Source organism: Bilifractor sp. LCP21S3_A7 (genome assembly GCF_052118825.1).
In the GTDB taxonomy this organism is placed as follows: Bacteria; Bacillota; Clostridia; order Lachnospirales; family Lachnospiraceae; genus Bilifractor.
Genome location: NZ_JBQKGL010000007.1, coordinates 137,143 through 152,084, shown reverse-complemented (window position 1 = coordinate 152,084; position 14,942 = coordinate 137,143). Strand labels below are relative to the sequence as shown.

The window sequence follows — 14,942 nt, the reverse complement described above, 5'->3', positions numbered from 1 at the left end:
GTATTGTTCCCTTTAGTTCCCTTCAGTTACCATAAGTAACTGCCATGGATTGAATTATACACCAAGATATCCCGCCTTATCTACACAAAAACCCCTGCCGGTAATATAAATTTACAATTCCTCCCACCGGCAGCGCCGGTTCCCACATCATATTTCCGGAATACCCTCCGTACATGCAAGAAAAAACAACAGCGGGGTGGCAAACGCTCTCATTTGCCATCCCGCTGAATCAGACATTCGTAAAAGGTACCTGATATACGTCCATCTGACCTCTCCCACGAGCGATCCCATGGAAGACGTCAGCCGGTAAAACCAATAACATACGAATGCACCAGATATTAAGCAGAAAAATCAATAGTTCTCTTCATGAACCTCAAAGAAGGACTGCGGATGATTGCATACCGGACAAACCTCCGGAGCTTCTGTTCCCACAACGATATGTCCGCAGTTTCTGCACTCCCAGACCTTGACCTCGCTCTTCTTGAAGACCTCTTTCATCTCTACGTTGTGAAGCAGCTTGCGGTAGCGCTCCTCGTGTGTCTTCTCAATCGCGGCAACCCCGCGGAACTTCTCGGCCAACTCATGGAAGCCTTCCTCGTCGGCATCCTTTGCCATACGCACATACATATCGGTCCACTCATAATTCTCGCCAAGAGCACCGGACAGCAGATTCTCTTCTGTGTCGCCGAGCATACCGAGTTCCTTGAACCAGAGCTTTGCATGCTCTTTCTCGTTGTCTGCTGTTTTCAGGAAAAGTGCCGCAATCTGCTCAAATCCCTGCTTCTTCGCAACGGAAGCAAAGAATGTGTATTTGTTGCGCGCCTGTGACTCACCGGAGAAAGCCTCCAGCAGATTCTTTTCCGTCTTGGTACCGGCATAAGGATTCTTCTTTTCTTCATCCACCGGCTCAAATACATTCTTCTGATGACACTTCGGGCACTCCTCCGGAGCCTGATCTCCCTCGTAGATATACCCACAAACCTTACATTTGAACTTCATAACACGCCTCCTGTCTGATTGCGTCTCAGTCGTCAGGCAGTCAGGCAGACTCCGCTTTTACCGCTGAAATCCGCTTCTCTTCTGCCGCCGTCTCTTCCGATCCGCTCCTCTTCTGATTGCTCCTGTATGATTCTTTCCTGATTTGTACTGTCTGAGCTTTTGTGATAATTCCATCCTATCCATCACAATATTCAGCACGTAACTGTATTATACCCGATATTGTCATGATAAGTCCAGCCATAATATTGCCGATTCGCAGTGCTGTAGTTGTCATGCCACAGTTGTCAGCATTATCTTTTAATTCTGCATCCGGATCTGCTGTCCCTTTATGAGTTCGTACGAGGTGAGACTGCTCCCGTCAAGATCTGTGTGATGCATGTCAACCGCCGTGATCTGACTGTTCTCATACGTCGTGTAATAATAGATTCCTTTGTCCATATTGCAGCAGGAGCTGTAGATCGTGTACTCGCAGACCGGGTTCCCGTCCTTGTCCGTCGCAAGACGGCAGCATCCCTTCTGCTGCTCGACAGACCCGAGGATCTTGAAAAACTGGCTGATACTTGCGGATTCATCCTCCGCCTTCAGGGAATTCATCTTTGTAAATGCGACCTTTACAAATCTTGAGGCCGAGGAAAGATCTCCCGGAATTCCCATTCCGCCCATGCCGCGGCTGTACGCGTTCAGCTCCACGCCCGGGATCAGCTTCTGCTCCGGAAGCCCGGCGGATGCGTTCATATAATCTGCGAGATGTGTCATCTGATAATCAAAGGTCGGATTATTGGTCATCACCCCTACCGGGTTATCGTAGATCTGCGCGCCCCGCGCCGTCTGTTCGAATACCACGCACTCCTTCTGATCGGCGACAATCCAGTGAAGCGGTGAAGGCGGAAGCTCTGCCGCAAAAGCGTCATCGGTCAGGTTGATTCTTGAAAGACACTTTCTGGCTTCCTCCACACTTCCGCACTGACCCAGAATCCATGAAATGAATTCAAAGGAAGCGACATTGTCCTTTCCCTCCTCCGGCTTTCTGTAATCCGCGTTTCCGGGAAAGTTCAGACCTGCCATCGACAGTCCCTTTTCATTCATTGCATCATAATATAGCGGGTAATCTCCAACCACATATGCCATGCCGATCATTGCAAGGTGGTTTGGTATAGGGGCCAGATGACGGAACACAAGTTCCTTGTTTCTCGGTGTGACCGTTACCGATTCATGATAGGAATACTCCAGATCAAGATTTCTTCCAAAATAATGATCCTTACCTGTATATGTTGCCGCTGTACACATAATCTGTCCTTTCTGCAGTTCTCACTGCAATGCTGAACTCAGTTGATGTCCGTTCTTTCGGTTTCCTATACACTATACTTCATTTTCCAGACACTGTCCTGTGATTTTCTGTTTTTTCACGTAATTTTTTTATATTTTCTCATTTTTATCCAACGGAACTACCCGGTCTGCCGGTTCTTTCCCCTTCCGTCTTCTTCTGCCTTCAGCATCCGGTATCCGATGCCGATGTGCGTCTGAATAAAATGCTGCGAGCCCTCCTTATCCTCCAGCTTTTTTCGCAGATTTGCCATAAATACCCGCAGAGACGCCATTTCGCTCTCCGCGGATTCTCCCCAGATCGCCTTCGTGATATAGGAATAGGTCAGAACCTTTCCCTCATTGTGCGCGAGCAGAGAGATCAGCTTGTATTCAATCGGCGTCAGGTGGAGCTCCCTTCCGTCCAGAGTCACCGTCTCCGCCGGAAAATCGATGACCAGTCCCCCGTTTGTGAACACCGGCGTCGGTTCCGCCGCCTGCTTCAGAAACGGCAGACGTCTCAGTGAGACGCGCAGTCTTGCCAGAAGCTCCTCCACTGAAAACGGTTTTGTCAGATAATCGTCCGCCCCCGCGTCGAGTGCCTCGATCTTGTCGGTCTCCTCGCTTCTCGCGCTGATCACAATGATCGGAAGCGCGGACCAGGTCCGCACTTTTCGGATTACATCTACGCCATCCATGTCCGGCAGTCCCAGATCCAGAAAAATAACATCCGGGCTGCGGGTGGCCGCCTGCATGACCGCGGTCTGTCCGTTCCCGGCTGTCACCGAATCGTACCCGTACATTTTCAGAGCCGTCGTAATCAGGTTCTGCACAGAGGGATCATCCTCTACCACAAGAATCGTTGCCTTAGACATCCGTCCGAACCTCCTCCGCCGGTATTGTAAACCGGAAAATACTGCCGTGCGGAACATTCTCCTCATACCAGATCTTCCCGCCGTGTGCCTGCACAATTTCCCTGCAAAGGGCAAGACCGAGGCCGAGACTTCTGCTGCTGTCCGCCACTGTCTTTTTGCCGCTGTAGAACATGTCAAAGATATGCGGCCGGTCTGTCTCAGACACACCAGCCCCGTTATCCTCCACTGAAATCTGAATCATATCCCCCTTCCGTTCCGTGCAGATCCGGATCTCCGAACCCGGCGGCGTATACTTCACGGCGTTATTCACCAGATTGACCAGTACCTGGATAATCAGGTGCGCGTCCATTTTTCCAAGCAGCACCTCCGACGACTGCTCTGTGGAAAACCGATGCTCGGAAAGCTTCCGGCTGCAATGCCTCCGCGCCTCTTCAATTACCTCGCTGACGAATTCCGCGGAGGTATGAATTCTGGTCTGATCATCCTTCAGCCGCGTAATGGACAGCAGATTCTCCACCAGATCCTCCAGCCACATGGAATCCTCATATATATTGGAATAAAGATTTTTCCTCGATGCATCATCCAGCCTGTCCCCATCGGACAGCAGAAGGCTCGCTGTGCCTGAAATCGATGTCAGAGGGGTCCTCAGGTCATGGGAGATCGAGCGCAGAAGATTTGCGCGAAGCTGTTCGTTTTTCGCCACCAGCCTTGCCTGTTCCTTTTCCTGCTCGTTCCGCTTATTCTCCAGAGCAATCGCGGCTTCTCCGAGTATCGCCGTCACCATGCTCTCCTCATAGGTGTCCAGCTCATCTTCCCGGACATCAATTCCCATGACGCCGTACACCGTCTGATTCAGGCGGATTGTCAGGTACACACAGGACGCTTCCGGAACAGAATCCGTACCTCTCCCGGTTTTTTCGCCATGTTCAAACGCCAGTTCTGCCGCAGCCTTCTCTTGTTCGGCAGCAAAACCTGGTTCCCCGGAATTGTCCGACAGGAACATGGCGGGTTTCCCGTCAACGCTCCCCCTGTCTCTGTACAGAAGCACATTCCTGTGGAGAAGCCTCACAAGCTGCTTCGCTGTGATCTCCTTGATCTCGTCCTGACTCCTGCACTTTTCCACCAGCTGATTCGTCTCGTACAGAACACTGACCCGAAATGCCATGCGCGCGGAATTCCTCGCCTGCGTCCGCAGTCTGGCGGCCATTACACCGGTCAGCAGAGCGATCAGCAGCATCACACCGAAGGAAACAGTATAGCGGTTGTCATAGGCGTGAAGCGTGAATTCCGGAGCCGTAAACAGAAAATTATAGATCACGACGCTTAGGCCGGCAGCACAGACACTGTAGATCCAGTTTGCCGTGCGCACCGAAATCAGAAAAACAAAGAAGATATAGAGCACCACGATATTTGATTCCACGCCGTTCAACAGCTTGAACCACCAGCAGATCACGGAGCATAGTCCCAGCATCGCGGCAGAAAATAAGATCTCCCGGATTCTTTCCCGCGTGCTCACCCTGTCGTTTATCGACGATATCGCGGTTTCAACCGGTATTTTTTCTCTCTCCTTTGCTCCGGCTTTCCTGACCTGTCCATTCTCCATACAGATTCCGCAGCCCCTTCCAAATCATCATCATTTACTGTCCGTATTCTTATTATGGTAGTATTTCTCTATCAGTTCGTCAAATGAAGATATGAGGTGATCACCCACAATCGCAAGCACCGCAAGGAACGCTATTAATAACAATATCTTCATAACGATCCCTCCTTCCGATCTGTCTCACTTTCCCCGGCATCTCCGCTGTCGTCGGTCTTTATATGAGCCCCATATGCCGTATCGCAGTTATTGCAATTCCGCTGTCCTCCTGTCTTTACGTGAGCCGCATATGCCGTATCGCAGTTATTGCAATTCCGCTGTCCTCCTGTTTTTACGTGAGCCGCATATGCTGTCCCGCCGTCACGCCAGCTTTCTCAGATCCGGAAGCATTTCTGCATATCCTTGTTCTTCCCGAGCACCAGAAGATTTTCTTCTGCTGTCAGAACCGTCTCGGATGTGATATTCATGTCAATCCTCTCATCGGCCTTTATGGCAAGGATATTAATCCGGTAACGTTTCCGGATATTCAGCTCCCCGACCGACTTCCCGACCCAGTTATCGGGAACGGACACCTCGAAGATGGCACAGTCATCATCCATGGCAAAATAATCAAAAACGTGATCCGAGCTGTACCGGATGGCCGCCCATCTCGCAATCTGCTGTTCCGGAAAAACAACCCCGTCTGCCCCGTTCCGCTTCAGGAATTTCGCCTGAACCTCGCTGGCGGCCCTGGCCACCACAAGCTTTCCGCCGAGCTCCTTCACCAGTGATGTCGTCTCCAGGGAATCCTGAAAACAGTCCCCGATCGCCACAAAGCACAGATCATAATTCCGGATTCCCAGCGACTTCAGAAACTCCTCGTCTGTGCTGTCTCCGATCCTGGCATTGGTCACATAGGGCATGATCTCATTGACACGCTTTTCATTGCGGTCGACTGCCATGACCTCGTGATTCATCTCCCGGAGCTTCATCGCGATATTTTTTCCGAAACGGCCGAGTCCGATCAGTAAAATTGACTTCATCTGCATCTCTCCTCCTCCATATTCCCCAAAAGCAGGGCTTCATCCCACTGTGATCCGTTCCTCCGGAAGTCTCCCGTTGTTCATTCCCTTCTCTGACACTGTCGCAAAGATCAGCGTCAGTCCTCCGACTCTTCCGAAATACATCAGGAAAGTCAGAATTCCCCTCGATACCAGCGACAGTCCCGGTGTGATTCCCATGGTCAGACCCACCGTTCCGATCGCGGACGCCGTCTCAAACAGGCAGTCCAGAAGAGGCAGTCCTTCAATCCTGCTGATCACCATGCCTCCGAGAGCAAAGAGCATGGTATAGAGCAGAAGGATGGCGCCGGCACTCCGGATTGCGTCCAGTGGTATTCTTCTGCCGAAAATTTCCGCGTCCTTGCGCTGTCGGAACACCGCGGCGGCAGACGCCAGAAGAACCGCTGCCGTCGTTGTCTTCATTCCTCCCGCCGTCGATGCCGGCGAGCCGCCGATCAGCATCAGAATGATTAAAACGAAGATCCCTGCCTCACTCATTTTTGTCAGATCCGCGGTATTGAACCCGGCGGTCCTGGGTGTCACAGACTGAAAAAACGAAAGCAGTACGCGCTCGCCTGCCGGTCCCTCCGTAAATTCGCCGAAATAAAAGTAAATGGCCGGTACCAGTATGAGCGTCATCGTCATCGTCAGAATCACCTTGCTCTGCAGACGGAACCGCTTCACGTGAAAACCGTTGATGGCCACATCCATCCACGTCAGAAAACCGATGCCGCCCACGATAATAAGTGTCATAATCGTGATATTAATCAACGGATTTGCGGCGAAATGCGTCAGTGATCCGTATTTTCCGCTCTCCCCCATCAGGTCAAATCCGGCATTGCAGAACGCCGACACCGAATGAAAAACCGCGTACCAGATTCCCTTTCCCGCGCCGAATCTACGGATAAATACCGGCATCATCACCGCCGCTCCGATCCCCTCACAGACGAAGGTGGTCTCCAGGATAAACCTCGTAAATTTCACAATCCCGCTGATCTGCGGAGCGGAGATCGATTCCTGCATGATGTTTCTCTGAATCAGACCAATCTTTTTGCCGGATACAAGCGCCAGTGCGATCGCCACCGTAAATACACCAAGACCGCCTACCTGAATCAGTGTCAGAATCACAGCCTGACCGAAAAAACTCCAGAACGTCGCCGTGTCCTGCACGACCAGCCCTGTCACACACACCGCAGAAACCGCCGTAAACAGCGAATCCGCGAATCCCGCAGATCCTGCGCCACGCGAGGAAAAAGGAAGCATCAAAAGCAGCGTTCCCGCAATGATTACCATCAGAAATCCGAGTATGATCACCTGTACCGGCTTCAGGTGCTCCAGCTTGTTTACTAGTTGTCTCATCATATCAGGCATCTCTTTTCCAAAATCAAAGGACATCGCAGTATCTCTTATCCGATCCGAAATCACATGGCATTGTATTATCTCTTACCCGATCCGAAATCACATGGCATTGTATTATCTCTTATCCGATCCGGAATCGCATGGCATTGCATTATCTCTTTATCAGGATTATCAGGATAAGCAAAGACATCACATTAACCTTTTTATATTTATATTATCCGGAAATTATCATAAAGACAGTGTTAATGTTGCCGGTCTGGTATTAAGATTTTATTAAGATAACACGTGCTCAGACGGCTTTGTAAAAACACGTGCTCAGACGGCTTTAAAAAAAATACTGCGAAGACGTTTTATTTGTTGTATAATAAAGTGTGAAATTTTTATCAATTTTATAAAATATTATTAGGAGTTGGGGTGTTTAAATGGATACGCTAAGTATTTTAAAGGACATAGCTATTATTATTATCGCAGCCAAGTTTCTGGGCCTCATTGCACGAAAACTCAAGGCGCCTCAGGTCGCGGGCGAGATCATCGCCGGTCTTCTCATCGGGCCAAGTGTCTTCAATATCGTTCAGACCAATGATTTCCTAACCGGAATGGCTGAAATCGGCGTCATCCTTCTGATGTTCAACGCCGGCCTCGAGACCGACCTCGATCAGCTGAAGAAATCCGGCATAAAAGCGACCCTCATCGCCTGTGCCGGAGTCGCAGTTCCAATGGCACTCGGAACCCTTCTCTTCATGTGCTTCTACGGTTTTTCCGCACCGGGCACCGAGAACTTCACCCGCGGCCTGTTCATCGGAACGATTCTTGCCGCGACCTCTGTCAGCATTACGGTACAGGCGCTGCGGGAGCTCGGCAAGCTTTCAACCGAAGTCGGAACCACGATCATGAGCGCGGCGATCATCGATGACGTCATCGGTATCCTCGTCCTCACCGCTGTTATCAGTCTCAAGAACCCGAAGGCAAATATCGGACTCGTTGCACTGAAGACACTTCTGTTCTTTGTGTTTGCCCTGATCGCTGGGTATCTCGTTTACCAGCTCATGAAAAAAATCGACAGCCGGTACCCGCACACCCGCCGGATTCCGATCATCGGACTCGCCCTCGCCTTTGCACTCTCCTATGTTGCCGACAAATACTTCGGCGTGGCCGACATCACCGGCGCATACTGCGCAGGTGTCATTCTCTGTTCTCTGAATGACGCGGAATATATCGGACGGAAGATGGACATCAATTCCTATATGATCTTCGGACCGGTTTTCTTCGCAAGCATAGGTCTTCAGACCAATCTGAGACAGCTGGACACCACCATCCTCCTGTTCTCCGCCGCATTTGTAGTGGTCGGTCTGGTAGGAAAGATCATCGGCTGCGGCGCCATCGCGCGGGTCTGCGGATTCAGCGGCCCGGACAGCCTGAAGATCGGCGTAGGCATGATGACCCGCGGCGAGGTCGCCCTGATCGTCGCGCAGCGAGGTCTCAAGGCAGGAATGATGGACAGCCGCTATTTTACCTCGGTCATCCTTCTGATCATCATCAGTTCGATCATCACTCCGATCGCTCTGAAGGCGCTGTACGCAAAATCCGAAAAGACAGAGACTCCACAGCCGGAAAAGACCGCCTGAAAACGCACTCTGAAAATCAGGCGGGCGAAGGTTTCCGGAAAAACAATCTGAATAAACGGCTCAACGAGATAAAACACGCTGCGCGAGTTTTATCTCGCTATCGCGACGCTCGCCGCACACGAATACTTCGCATTCGGCTGCGGCTCACTGTTCGCGTAAAAAAACAGCCCATATCACAGGGGAACAATGTTTCCCCCTGCGGTAAGGGCTGTTTTTACCGTTTCATAAATAATAACCTTTTTGCCTTTCTGCCTTACATCGGATGATCCGCCAGATACTGAATGATGTCCATGCTCTCATACAGCGGTTTTCCATCGATGAACAGGCACGGAACCTGATCCATGCCGCCGTCGCGTATGAGACGCGCATGGTTCTCCGGATCCTCCAGGATATCCCTGTAGACCACATCAGTTCTTCCGTTTTCGCGGATCCATCCCATCACTCTCTGACAGTACGGGCAGGTATCCTTCTTGTAAAGTTCAAGTACCATCCTTTCTCTCCCTTCTGTTGTTTTCTGTTGTCCTCTTTTTCCTGCATCTCCAGTCTTACACATTCCTGTCCATTTTTCCAGTGGCCAATCACAGAATCGCCGCTGCCGTCTTCCTGCTCCAAACTTTCACCGGGCATTTCCCCTGCGCATAATCACTGCATAACCGCTGCTGCCTTCTGATCCCCACACGCACCGGGCATTTTCCCTGCGCATAATCACTGCGTAACCGCTGCTGTCTTCCTGATCCAAACTCTCACTGACCATTTTTTCTTCGCGCAATCATAGAGACCATCTCATGCTCGTCTCCCTCTACCGAAATAATATTCAGCGGAGAGAGCCTGGAATAGATACCGGCGAGGTGTCCCGCATACAGGTACATCCCCGTCATGTTCGCGAAGCTGTGCACCCGCGGGCTCTTCTGCCCTTTCGCCTGCTCCTGCCAGGGATTGTCCGTGTAATCTGTATCCGTGTAGTCTGCATTCAGCGTCCGGTACGGGCTCACATACTCCTGAATCACATACCCTTTTCCTGCGCGGTCCCTCAGCAATTTCTGCCACTGTTCATCCGTAAAATTGCCGCTGTAATAAATTCCGTGCGCGCCGTAGGAATCCTCCGGCTTCAGAATCCATCTGCGGCGTCTTCCGCCCTCATCTGACCACGTCGTATGCAGGAATTTTTCCACATGCAGAAGCTCTGGTACGAGATCTGCCGTGTACGGAATATGCTCTTCGACATACCGGTTCTCCTCCTCCGTCAGGAACGCTTTTGTGCGGTCGAGATGGAGAACCTTGAACAGGATCTTGTCGTGAACGACCTGCGTGCAGAAGTCACCGATCAGACAGACTCTGCGGTCCCTCACCGCATCCAGAAACGGCCGGATCTCCTCCCGATGCTCCAGGATATCACTCGTCACCGCCCGCCGGTAAATCGCGTCCACGCGAAATCCCTCCGGCGTATACAGGTGCTCGCCGTCATAGGTAAGGCTGCGAATCTCCGCCACACATGAGCGGCTGCCTCTCTTGCGGAAGGCTTCGGCAAATCGCTCCAGCTCCGCCGAAGCAATGCTTTTTTCAAGGAAATCCACAATGGCCACCTGCGGATGCTCCGGATAACGTCCCGTCTCCTTCACCAGATCGAGGAACACCTGTGCCCATGAATCAAAAAGCTCAAACTCCTGCTGCTCGTACTTCTCCGAAAAGCACCGGTACATCAGGGTTTTGCGGTAAGCCTCTGTCATAATCCGGTTTTCGTTCATCGCGCTGCTGCCATCCGCGTTGAACTCGCAGAACTTAAAGTCCCCCGTCTTCTCGTCAAAAAACATATCCAGTCTGCACACCGGGAGCAGAACGGAATACTCCGGTCTCCTGCAGATCATTTCCTCCAGCTCCTTCGGAAAGCCGAAAAGCTTCCGGTAATCCGGATCATCGAGGTATTCCCTGATCACCTTCACCAGGATCTTCCAGGCCGTCTCTCCTGCCTCACGGATCTTCAGAAAGCCCTCCTCTGTGAATAACTTGGGAAAATACAGCATCTTGACCGGTACGCCCCGGTACCTCGCGTCTGACTGCTGAATTTCTTCATTTTCTTCCTGCCCGGACTTATCATGTCCTTTGATGTCTTGATAATAGAAATGCTCCGCCAGCTCCTGAAGCGTCAAAGCATGCTCTTCGCTTCTGTCTGATTCTGCAGTCACTGTTTCTCACCCTCTTCCCATGCACATGATATAAATTGAGGATAATACAAACATTTCTAAAAAGCAAACACCGCTTTGCCTCTGCCCTCCGTATACCTGCAATTTCGCAGCTCCGTTCGAGAGGTGCAGGCGAAGCACAGATCCTAAACTCCTGCACATGTCAGTGCATCACTGCGGGATTTTCTTTCTACATAAACGAGATAAAACACGCTGCGCGAGTTTTATCTCGCTATCGCGACGCTCGCCGCACACGAATACTTCGCATTCGGCTGCGGCTCACTGTTCGCGTAAATAAAAAAGGCGTCTCCCTCACGGAAAACGTCTGCTGAATCCTGCAACACCTATCCTACACCTTACAGCCCTGATTTCATTCCCAATCAGCCAGCCCTCTTCTCTGTTTGTCCATGGCCTCATCCAGACTCATCTTCCTGACCGGCAGACTTAAATACTCCTTAAGCTCCTTCAGCCCGTCACCGTTCATGTTGTTGATGCAGAAAATTTTCTCACAGCAGCAATTCTGAAGCCACTGCCTCACCATCGGCACATTTGCGTACGGAGAGTCGATCTTCGTGATGATCCCGATGAGAGGCCTGTTCAGAAATGCATTGCAATTCGGCGTAAAAAGCGAGAACGGTTCATCCGCGGCCACTACAATCGCGACGACATCCGCCTCGAAGGAGAAGCAGGCCAGTCCGACGCCGACTTCCTTCGATTCCGCGTATTCGCCCGGCGTATCGATTACAGAATCGCCGGCATATGTGTACTGCGTCTTCTTATATACAATCTCCTCTCCCTTCAGAACCTGGGAGAGCGTTGTCTTCCCGGCCTCACTGCGGCCCATCAGAAACAGTTTTCTCATTGCTTCAGCTTTCCTCTATATCACAGACGTGAAAATGCAGATCATCCCTGAAAAAAGAACGGACGTTCTCGAGTGCCGTCCGTACTTCCTCCCTGCTGCCCAGTATAATCACGGTACCGTTAAACCGGTCCATAAAACCGATTTCCACTTGCGCCGATTTCAGTGAAATATCCGCGGCCGGAACCGTGCATTCCCAGGGTGTAAACTTCATGATACCGATGGTCTCTCCCGTGTGATCTTCACCGGCGTGCACACCGATGTGCAGCCCGAGATTCCGATAGACCTCACGCACAGATGTTCCGATCACATGTGCCATCGTCATGTCTCTGCCCGGAGTCCGTACGCGCACAATCCTCAGCTGTTTGTTTTTGTCTCTTCTTTTCTGGCTGCTGATCCACTTCAGGAGTTCTTCAGCCGTCATTCTGTCAGCCATAGACACTCCTATCGTTTCGTGACTGGGCAGACGACATAATGCAGCTCATCACGAAAATAATCAACGACAGCCGTGATCGCGGCTGTAACACCCGCAATATCGCCCGACACGATCAGTGTCCCCGTGAAACGGTCTGCAAAGCCCAGATAGACATCGCCGCTTTTGACAGCAATATCAGACGCAATGACTGCAGACTCCGGCGGCGTCATATTCATGATGCCGATCGCTGATGAGCTGTAGTTAATGGCCGGATTCATGCCAAGCTTCTGATATATGATCGGGGAAGGGCTGCCCATAATGTGCGCAAGGGTAATTTCCTTGCCAGCCACTGTCTCCTGTACAATTCGAATCTGTTCATCACGGTTGTCCATCTGTTTCCTCCAACATTATCGAGATAAAACGCGCCCCGGTTTTGCCGTCAGCCTTCATCTTTTCGATAGTGATTCAGACTGCGCGTGAGCGCAGCCTGATCACAGTCATCCATTATGTTATATACCTGCTGCGCTGCTTCACGCAAGATCCGCCCAGTTTGCAGGATACACAAAATATGCGTAGCGGCATGTCCCCGGTATTGCCATCTATCAAACAGCGGGAACATAATACCAGTGATCTGCTCAAATACAGCAATTGCAGTCAGGGCAGCGATCACGACGGTAACGCCGATCCCGAAGCGGTTGAATCCGCGGATCATACGACCGGGATGGAACCACAGACCGCCGACGATGCAGCCAATCGGAATAGTGATCATACCTGCGAGCACACCTGCTCCGAGGTAACCTCTGTCCTTCTTATCAATGATACCAAGTGCGACCGGAATTGTAAATACAATCGTAGGTCCCATCATAGTTCCCAGTATCAAGCCGGCGAATTTTCCGATTGCTTCATCTCCCGCCAGCTGCATTGCCAGGGGATCGGATCTTCAACTGTTGAAGATGGGTTTATTACATTGATAAGTTTTTGTCAAGCATTGCATTTTGTATAATTTTATCACCTAATTTTGTATATTTTGCCGGATATTCGTCCAAACAGCACTGGTTATTAAATCGCGGTCCTGATAAGATAAGATGTACAGAAATACACGTATACGCTCACATCTTCTGTTAAAGACGGTGAAGATTCTCCTCACCAAACAGCAATGATTTACTTCACAAAACAGCGACGATTCGCTTCAAGATAAAGCTACGGCAAAACAGAAGGTTTATCACTCATGCTGCGTCAAAGATGTGGCAGCAATGATGCAGCACAAAAATATTAACAACGAGGTTTTTTCATAAATGTCATCATCTGATTCCAAAGCAATTACCCAAAACAAAAGAACCGCCAGAAACGAGATCGATATGATCCACGGCGGCCTGGCAGGGAAAATCATGCTCTTCGCGCTCCCGATCGCTGCTGCGAGCATTCTGCAGCAGCTCTTCAATTCCGCGGATTCCGCGGTCATCGGACAGTTTTCCTCTCCTGAAGCACTGGCTGCCGTCGGTCTCAACGCGGAACCCATCGGCATCATCCTCGGCCTGATCACCGGTCTCTCCGTCGGCGTCAATGTCCTGATCGCCCGATACATCGGAATGAACCGCCGGAAAGAAATTCCGGCGGCTATTCACACTTCCATGCTCTTCAGTCTCATTGTCGGCGTCATCCTGATGATCTGCGGACTCGTGGCCGCCCGGCCGCTCCTGATCCTGATATCCACTCCGGACAATATCCTCGATCTCGGCGTCCGCTATCTTCAGATCTACATGCTCGGAAGTCCGTTCATTGTGATTTACAACTTCGCAAGCGCCATTCTGCGGGCTAAGGGTGACACCAGAAGACCCCTTTATGCTCTGATTTCCGCGGGAATACTGAATGTCATACTGAATCTTTTCTTTGTTATTGTGTGCCGCTTAAATGTAACCGGTGTCGCTCTCGCGACGGACATCTCCAATGCCCTGAGTGCCGCCCTCACGGTTTCCTTCCTGATGAAGGAAACCGATGAATTCCATCTTTCCCTGCGCAATCTCCGGCTGAAGGGAGAAAATGTAAAGCGACTCCTGGCCATCGGCCTGCCGGCAGGTATACAGGAGGCAGTATTCTGCGTCTCAAATGTATTTATCCAGGCTGCCATCAATGGCTTCGGATCCGACGCCATCGCAGGAAGCGCCGCCGCCCTGAACTTTGAGTACTTCGGATACTTTGCCGTAGCCGCCTTCACGCAGGCCGCCACCACCTTCATCAGCCAGAACCACGCCGCCGGACAGAAGAAACGCTGCGGGAAGATTTTCCTGTACTGTCTCATCTTCGGAGCCCTGGCCGGCGCCGTGCTCAGCGTTCCGATCGCGCTCTCCGGGACCTTCTTCATGCGGATTTTCTCCTCAAAAGAGGCCGTCCTGATGTACGCCATCCGCCGGAACCGCCTGGTTCTCCTCTGGGAGTACCTCGTCACCCTGTATGAGATTCCTGCAGCCGTTCTCCGCGGAAGAGGTCATTCTCTGCTCCCCTCCGTCGAGATTCTGTGCGGCACCATCCTGTTCCGGCTGATCTGGCTGTTTACCGTTTTCGCACGCCACCCGGTTTACGAAGTCCTCTGCCTCGTCTGGCCGGTCTCCTGGCTTCTGACGGCCGCAGCCCTGTATATATCAATTCTGATCATGAAGAAACTGAATCTTTACGACTGACTGTTTCCTTATC

General features: G+C 51.3%; 15 protein-coding genes. 2 read left to right on the top strand and 13 right to left on the bottom strand.

What is annotated here, in order from left to right:
• Positions 1-351: 351 nt before the first annotated feature.
• The 7 genes from rbr to ACTQ1O_RS08270 all read right to left on the bottom strand — a co-directional run bounded on the left by rbr (position 352) and on the right by ACTQ1O_RS08270 (position 7,172).
• Complete coding sequence (gene rbr / locus ACTQ1O_RS08300) at positions 352-999, bottom strand: rubrerythrin (RefSeq protein WP_441099470.1); 648 nt, start codon at positions 997-999, stop codon at positions 352-354.
• Positions 1,000-1,296: 297 nt separating this feature from the next.
• Positions 1,297-2,286: a choloylglycine hydrolase gene (bsh, locus tag ACTQ1O_RS08295; RefSeq protein WP_441486874.1), complete on the bottom strand. Its 990-nt coding sequence runs from the start codon at positions 2,284-2,286 to the stop codon at positions 1,297-1,299.
• Positions 2,287-2,444: 158 nt separating this feature from the next.
• Positions 2,445-3,176, bottom strand: coding sequence for a response regulator (locus ACTQ1O_RS08290; RefSeq protein WP_441486873.1), 732 nt, complete (start codon positions 3,174-3,176; stop codon positions 2,445-2,447).
• The gene (locus tag ACTQ1O_RS08285; protein ID WP_441486872.1) at positions 3,169-4,779 is read right to left on the bottom strand and encodes a sensor histidine kinase; all 1,611 of its coding nucleotides are present in this window, start codon (positions 4,777-4,779) and stop codon (positions 3,169-3,171) included. Before ACTQ1O_RS08285 ends, ACTQ1O_RS08290 begins: the two co-directional genes overlap by 8 nt.
• Positions 4,780-4,809: 30 nt before the next feature.
• Positions 4,810-4,932 carry a hypothetical protein gene (locus ACTQ1O_RS08280; RefSeq protein WP_441486871.1) on the bottom strand — a complete coding sequence of 41 codons (123 nt, stop codon included), beginning with the start codon at positions 4,930-4,932 and terminating at the stop codon, positions 4,810-4,812.
• A gap of 215 nt (positions 4,933-5,147) precedes the next feature.
• Positions 5,148-5,795, bottom strand: coding sequence for a potassium channel family protein (locus ACTQ1O_RS08275; RefSeq protein WP_441486870.1), 648 nt, complete (start codon positions 5,793-5,795; stop codon positions 5,148-5,150).
• 39 nt (positions 5,796-5,834) lie between these two features.
• Positions 5,835-7,172, bottom strand: coding sequence for a TrkH family potassium uptake protein (locus ACTQ1O_RS08270; RefSeq protein WP_441486905.1), 1,338 nt, complete (start codon positions 7,170-7,172; stop codon positions 5,835-5,837).
• Between the two features lie 422 nt (positions 7,173-7,594).
• Here ACTQ1O_RS08270 and ACTQ1O_RS08265 point away from each other — a divergent pair, with 422 nt between their 5' ends.
• Positions 7,595-8,797 carry a cation:proton antiporter gene (locus ACTQ1O_RS08265; RefSeq protein WP_441486869.1) on the top strand — a complete coding sequence of 401 codons (1,203 nt, stop codon included), beginning with the start codon at positions 7,595-7,597 and terminating at the stop codon, positions 8,795-8,797.
• A 253-nt stretch (positions 8,798-9,050) separates the two neighbouring features.
• On the opposite strand, the gene ACTQ1O_RS08260 is transcribed toward ACTQ1O_RS08265, so the two are convergent.
• The 6 genes from ACTQ1O_RS08260 to eutH all read right to left on the bottom strand — a co-directional run bounded on the left by ACTQ1O_RS08260 (position 9,051) and on the right by eutH (position 13,173).
• Positions 9,051-9,287 carry a glutaredoxin family protein gene (locus ACTQ1O_RS08260; RefSeq protein WP_441099463.1) on the bottom strand — a complete coding sequence of 79 codons (237 nt, stop codon included), beginning with the start codon at positions 9,285-9,287 and terminating at the stop codon, positions 9,051-9,053.
• A gap of 253 nt (positions 9,288-9,540) precedes the next feature.
• On the bottom strand, positions 9,541-10,980 hold the full coding sequence (locus ACTQ1O_RS08255) for a hypothetical protein (RefSeq protein WP_441486868.1): 1,440 nt from the start codon (positions 10,978-10,980) through the stop codon (positions 9,541-9,543).
• 367 nt (positions 10,981-11,347) lie between these two features.
• The gene (locus ACTQ1O_RS08250) at positions 11,348-11,839 is read right to left on the bottom strand and encodes a EutP/PduV family microcompartment system protein (protein WP_441486867.1); all 492 of its coding nucleotides are present in this window, start codon (positions 11,837-11,839) and stop codon (positions 11,348-11,350) included.
• A gap of 4 nt (positions 11,840-11,843) precedes the next feature.
• A complete protein-coding gene (locus ACTQ1O_RS08245; protein ID WP_441486866.1) occupies positions 11,844-12,272 on the bottom strand; it encodes a BMC domain-containing protein in 429 nt (142 codons plus the stop codon).
• A gap of 8 nt (positions 12,273-12,280) precedes the next feature.
• Complete coding sequence (locus tag ACTQ1O_RS08240; protein ID WP_441099459.1) at positions 12,281-12,643, bottom strand: BMC domain-containing protein; 363 nt, start codon at positions 12,641-12,643, stop codon at positions 12,281-12,283.
• A gap of 47 nt (positions 12,644-12,690) precedes the next feature.
• On the bottom strand, positions 12,691-13,173 hold the full coding sequence (eutH, locus tag ACTQ1O_RS08235; RefSeq protein WP_441486865.1) for an ethanolamine utilization protein EutH: 483 nt from the start codon (positions 13,171-13,173) through the stop codon (positions 12,691-12,693).
• Positions 13,174-13,546: 373 nt separating this feature from the next.
• Here eutH and ACTQ1O_RS08230 point away from each other — a divergent pair, with 373 nt between their 5' ends.
• Positions 13,547-14,929, top strand: coding sequence for an MATE family efflux transporter (locus tag ACTQ1O_RS08230; RefSeq protein ID WP_441486864.1), 1,383 nt, complete (start codon positions 13,547-13,549; stop codon positions 14,927-14,929).
• Positions 14,930-14,942 lie beyond the last annotated feature (13 nt).

What these genes read in the sequence shown, in the direction of transcription:
- ACTQ1O_RS08275 (WP_441486870.1), bottom strand. Translation starts at nt 5,795, where the DNA reads ATGAAGTCAATTTTACTGATCGGACTCGGCCGTTTCGGAAAAAATATC.
- ACTQ1O_RS08250 (WP_441486867.1), bottom strand. Translation starts at nt 11,839, where the DNA reads ATGAGAAAACTGTTTCTGATGGGCCGCAGTGAGGCCGGGAAGACAACG.
- ACTQ1O_RS08285 (WP_441486872.1), bottom strand. Translation starts at nt 4,779, where the DNA reads ATGGAGAATGGACAGGTCAGGAAAGCCGGAGCAAAGGAGAGAGAAAAA.
- eutH (WP_441486865.1), bottom strand. Translation starts at nt 13,173, where the DNA reads ATGCAGCTGGCGGGAGATGAAGCAATCGGAAAATTCGCCGGCTTGATA.
- ACTQ1O_RS08290 (WP_441486873.1), bottom strand. Translation starts at nt 3,176, where the DNA reads ATGTCTAAGGCAACGATTCTTGTGGTAGAGGATGATCCCTCTGTGCAG.
- ACTQ1O_RS08230 (WP_441486864.1), top strand. Translation starts at nt 13,547, where the DNA reads ATGTCATCATCTGATTCCAAAGCAATTACCCAAAACAAAAGAACCGCC.
- rbr (WP_441099470.1), bottom strand. Translation starts at nt 999, where the DNA reads ATGAAGTTCAAATGTAAGGTTTGTGGGTATATCTACGAGGGAGATCAG.
- bsh (WP_441486874.1), bottom strand. Translation starts at nt 2,286, where the DNA reads ATGTGTACAGCGGCAACATATACAGGTAAGGATCATTATTTTGGAAGA.
- ACTQ1O_RS08270 (WP_441486905.1), bottom strand. Translation starts at nt 7,172, where the DNA reads ATGAGACAACTAGTAAACAAGCTGGAGCACCTGAAGCCGGTACAGGTG.
- ACTQ1O_RS08280 (WP_441486871.1), bottom strand. Translation starts at nt 4,932, where the DNA reads ATGAAGATATTGTTATTAATAGCGTTCCTTGCGGTGCTTGCGATTGTG.
- ACTQ1O_RS08260 (WP_441099463.1), bottom strand. Translation starts at nt 9,287, where the DNA reads ATGGTACTTGAACTTTACAAGAAGGATACCTGCCCGTACTGTCAGAGA.
- ACTQ1O_RS08265 (WP_441486869.1), top strand. Translation starts at nt 7,595, where the DNA reads ATGGATACGCTAAGTATTTTAAAGGACATAGCTATTATTATTATCGCA.
- ACTQ1O_RS08245 (WP_441486866.1), bottom strand. Translation starts at nt 12,272, where the DNA reads ATGGCTGACAGAATGACGGCTGAAGAACTCCTGAAGTGGATCAGCAGC.
- ACTQ1O_RS08240 (WP_441099459.1), bottom strand. Translation starts at nt 12,643, where the DNA reads ATGGACAACCGTGATGAACAGATTCGAATTGTACAGGAGACAGTGGCT.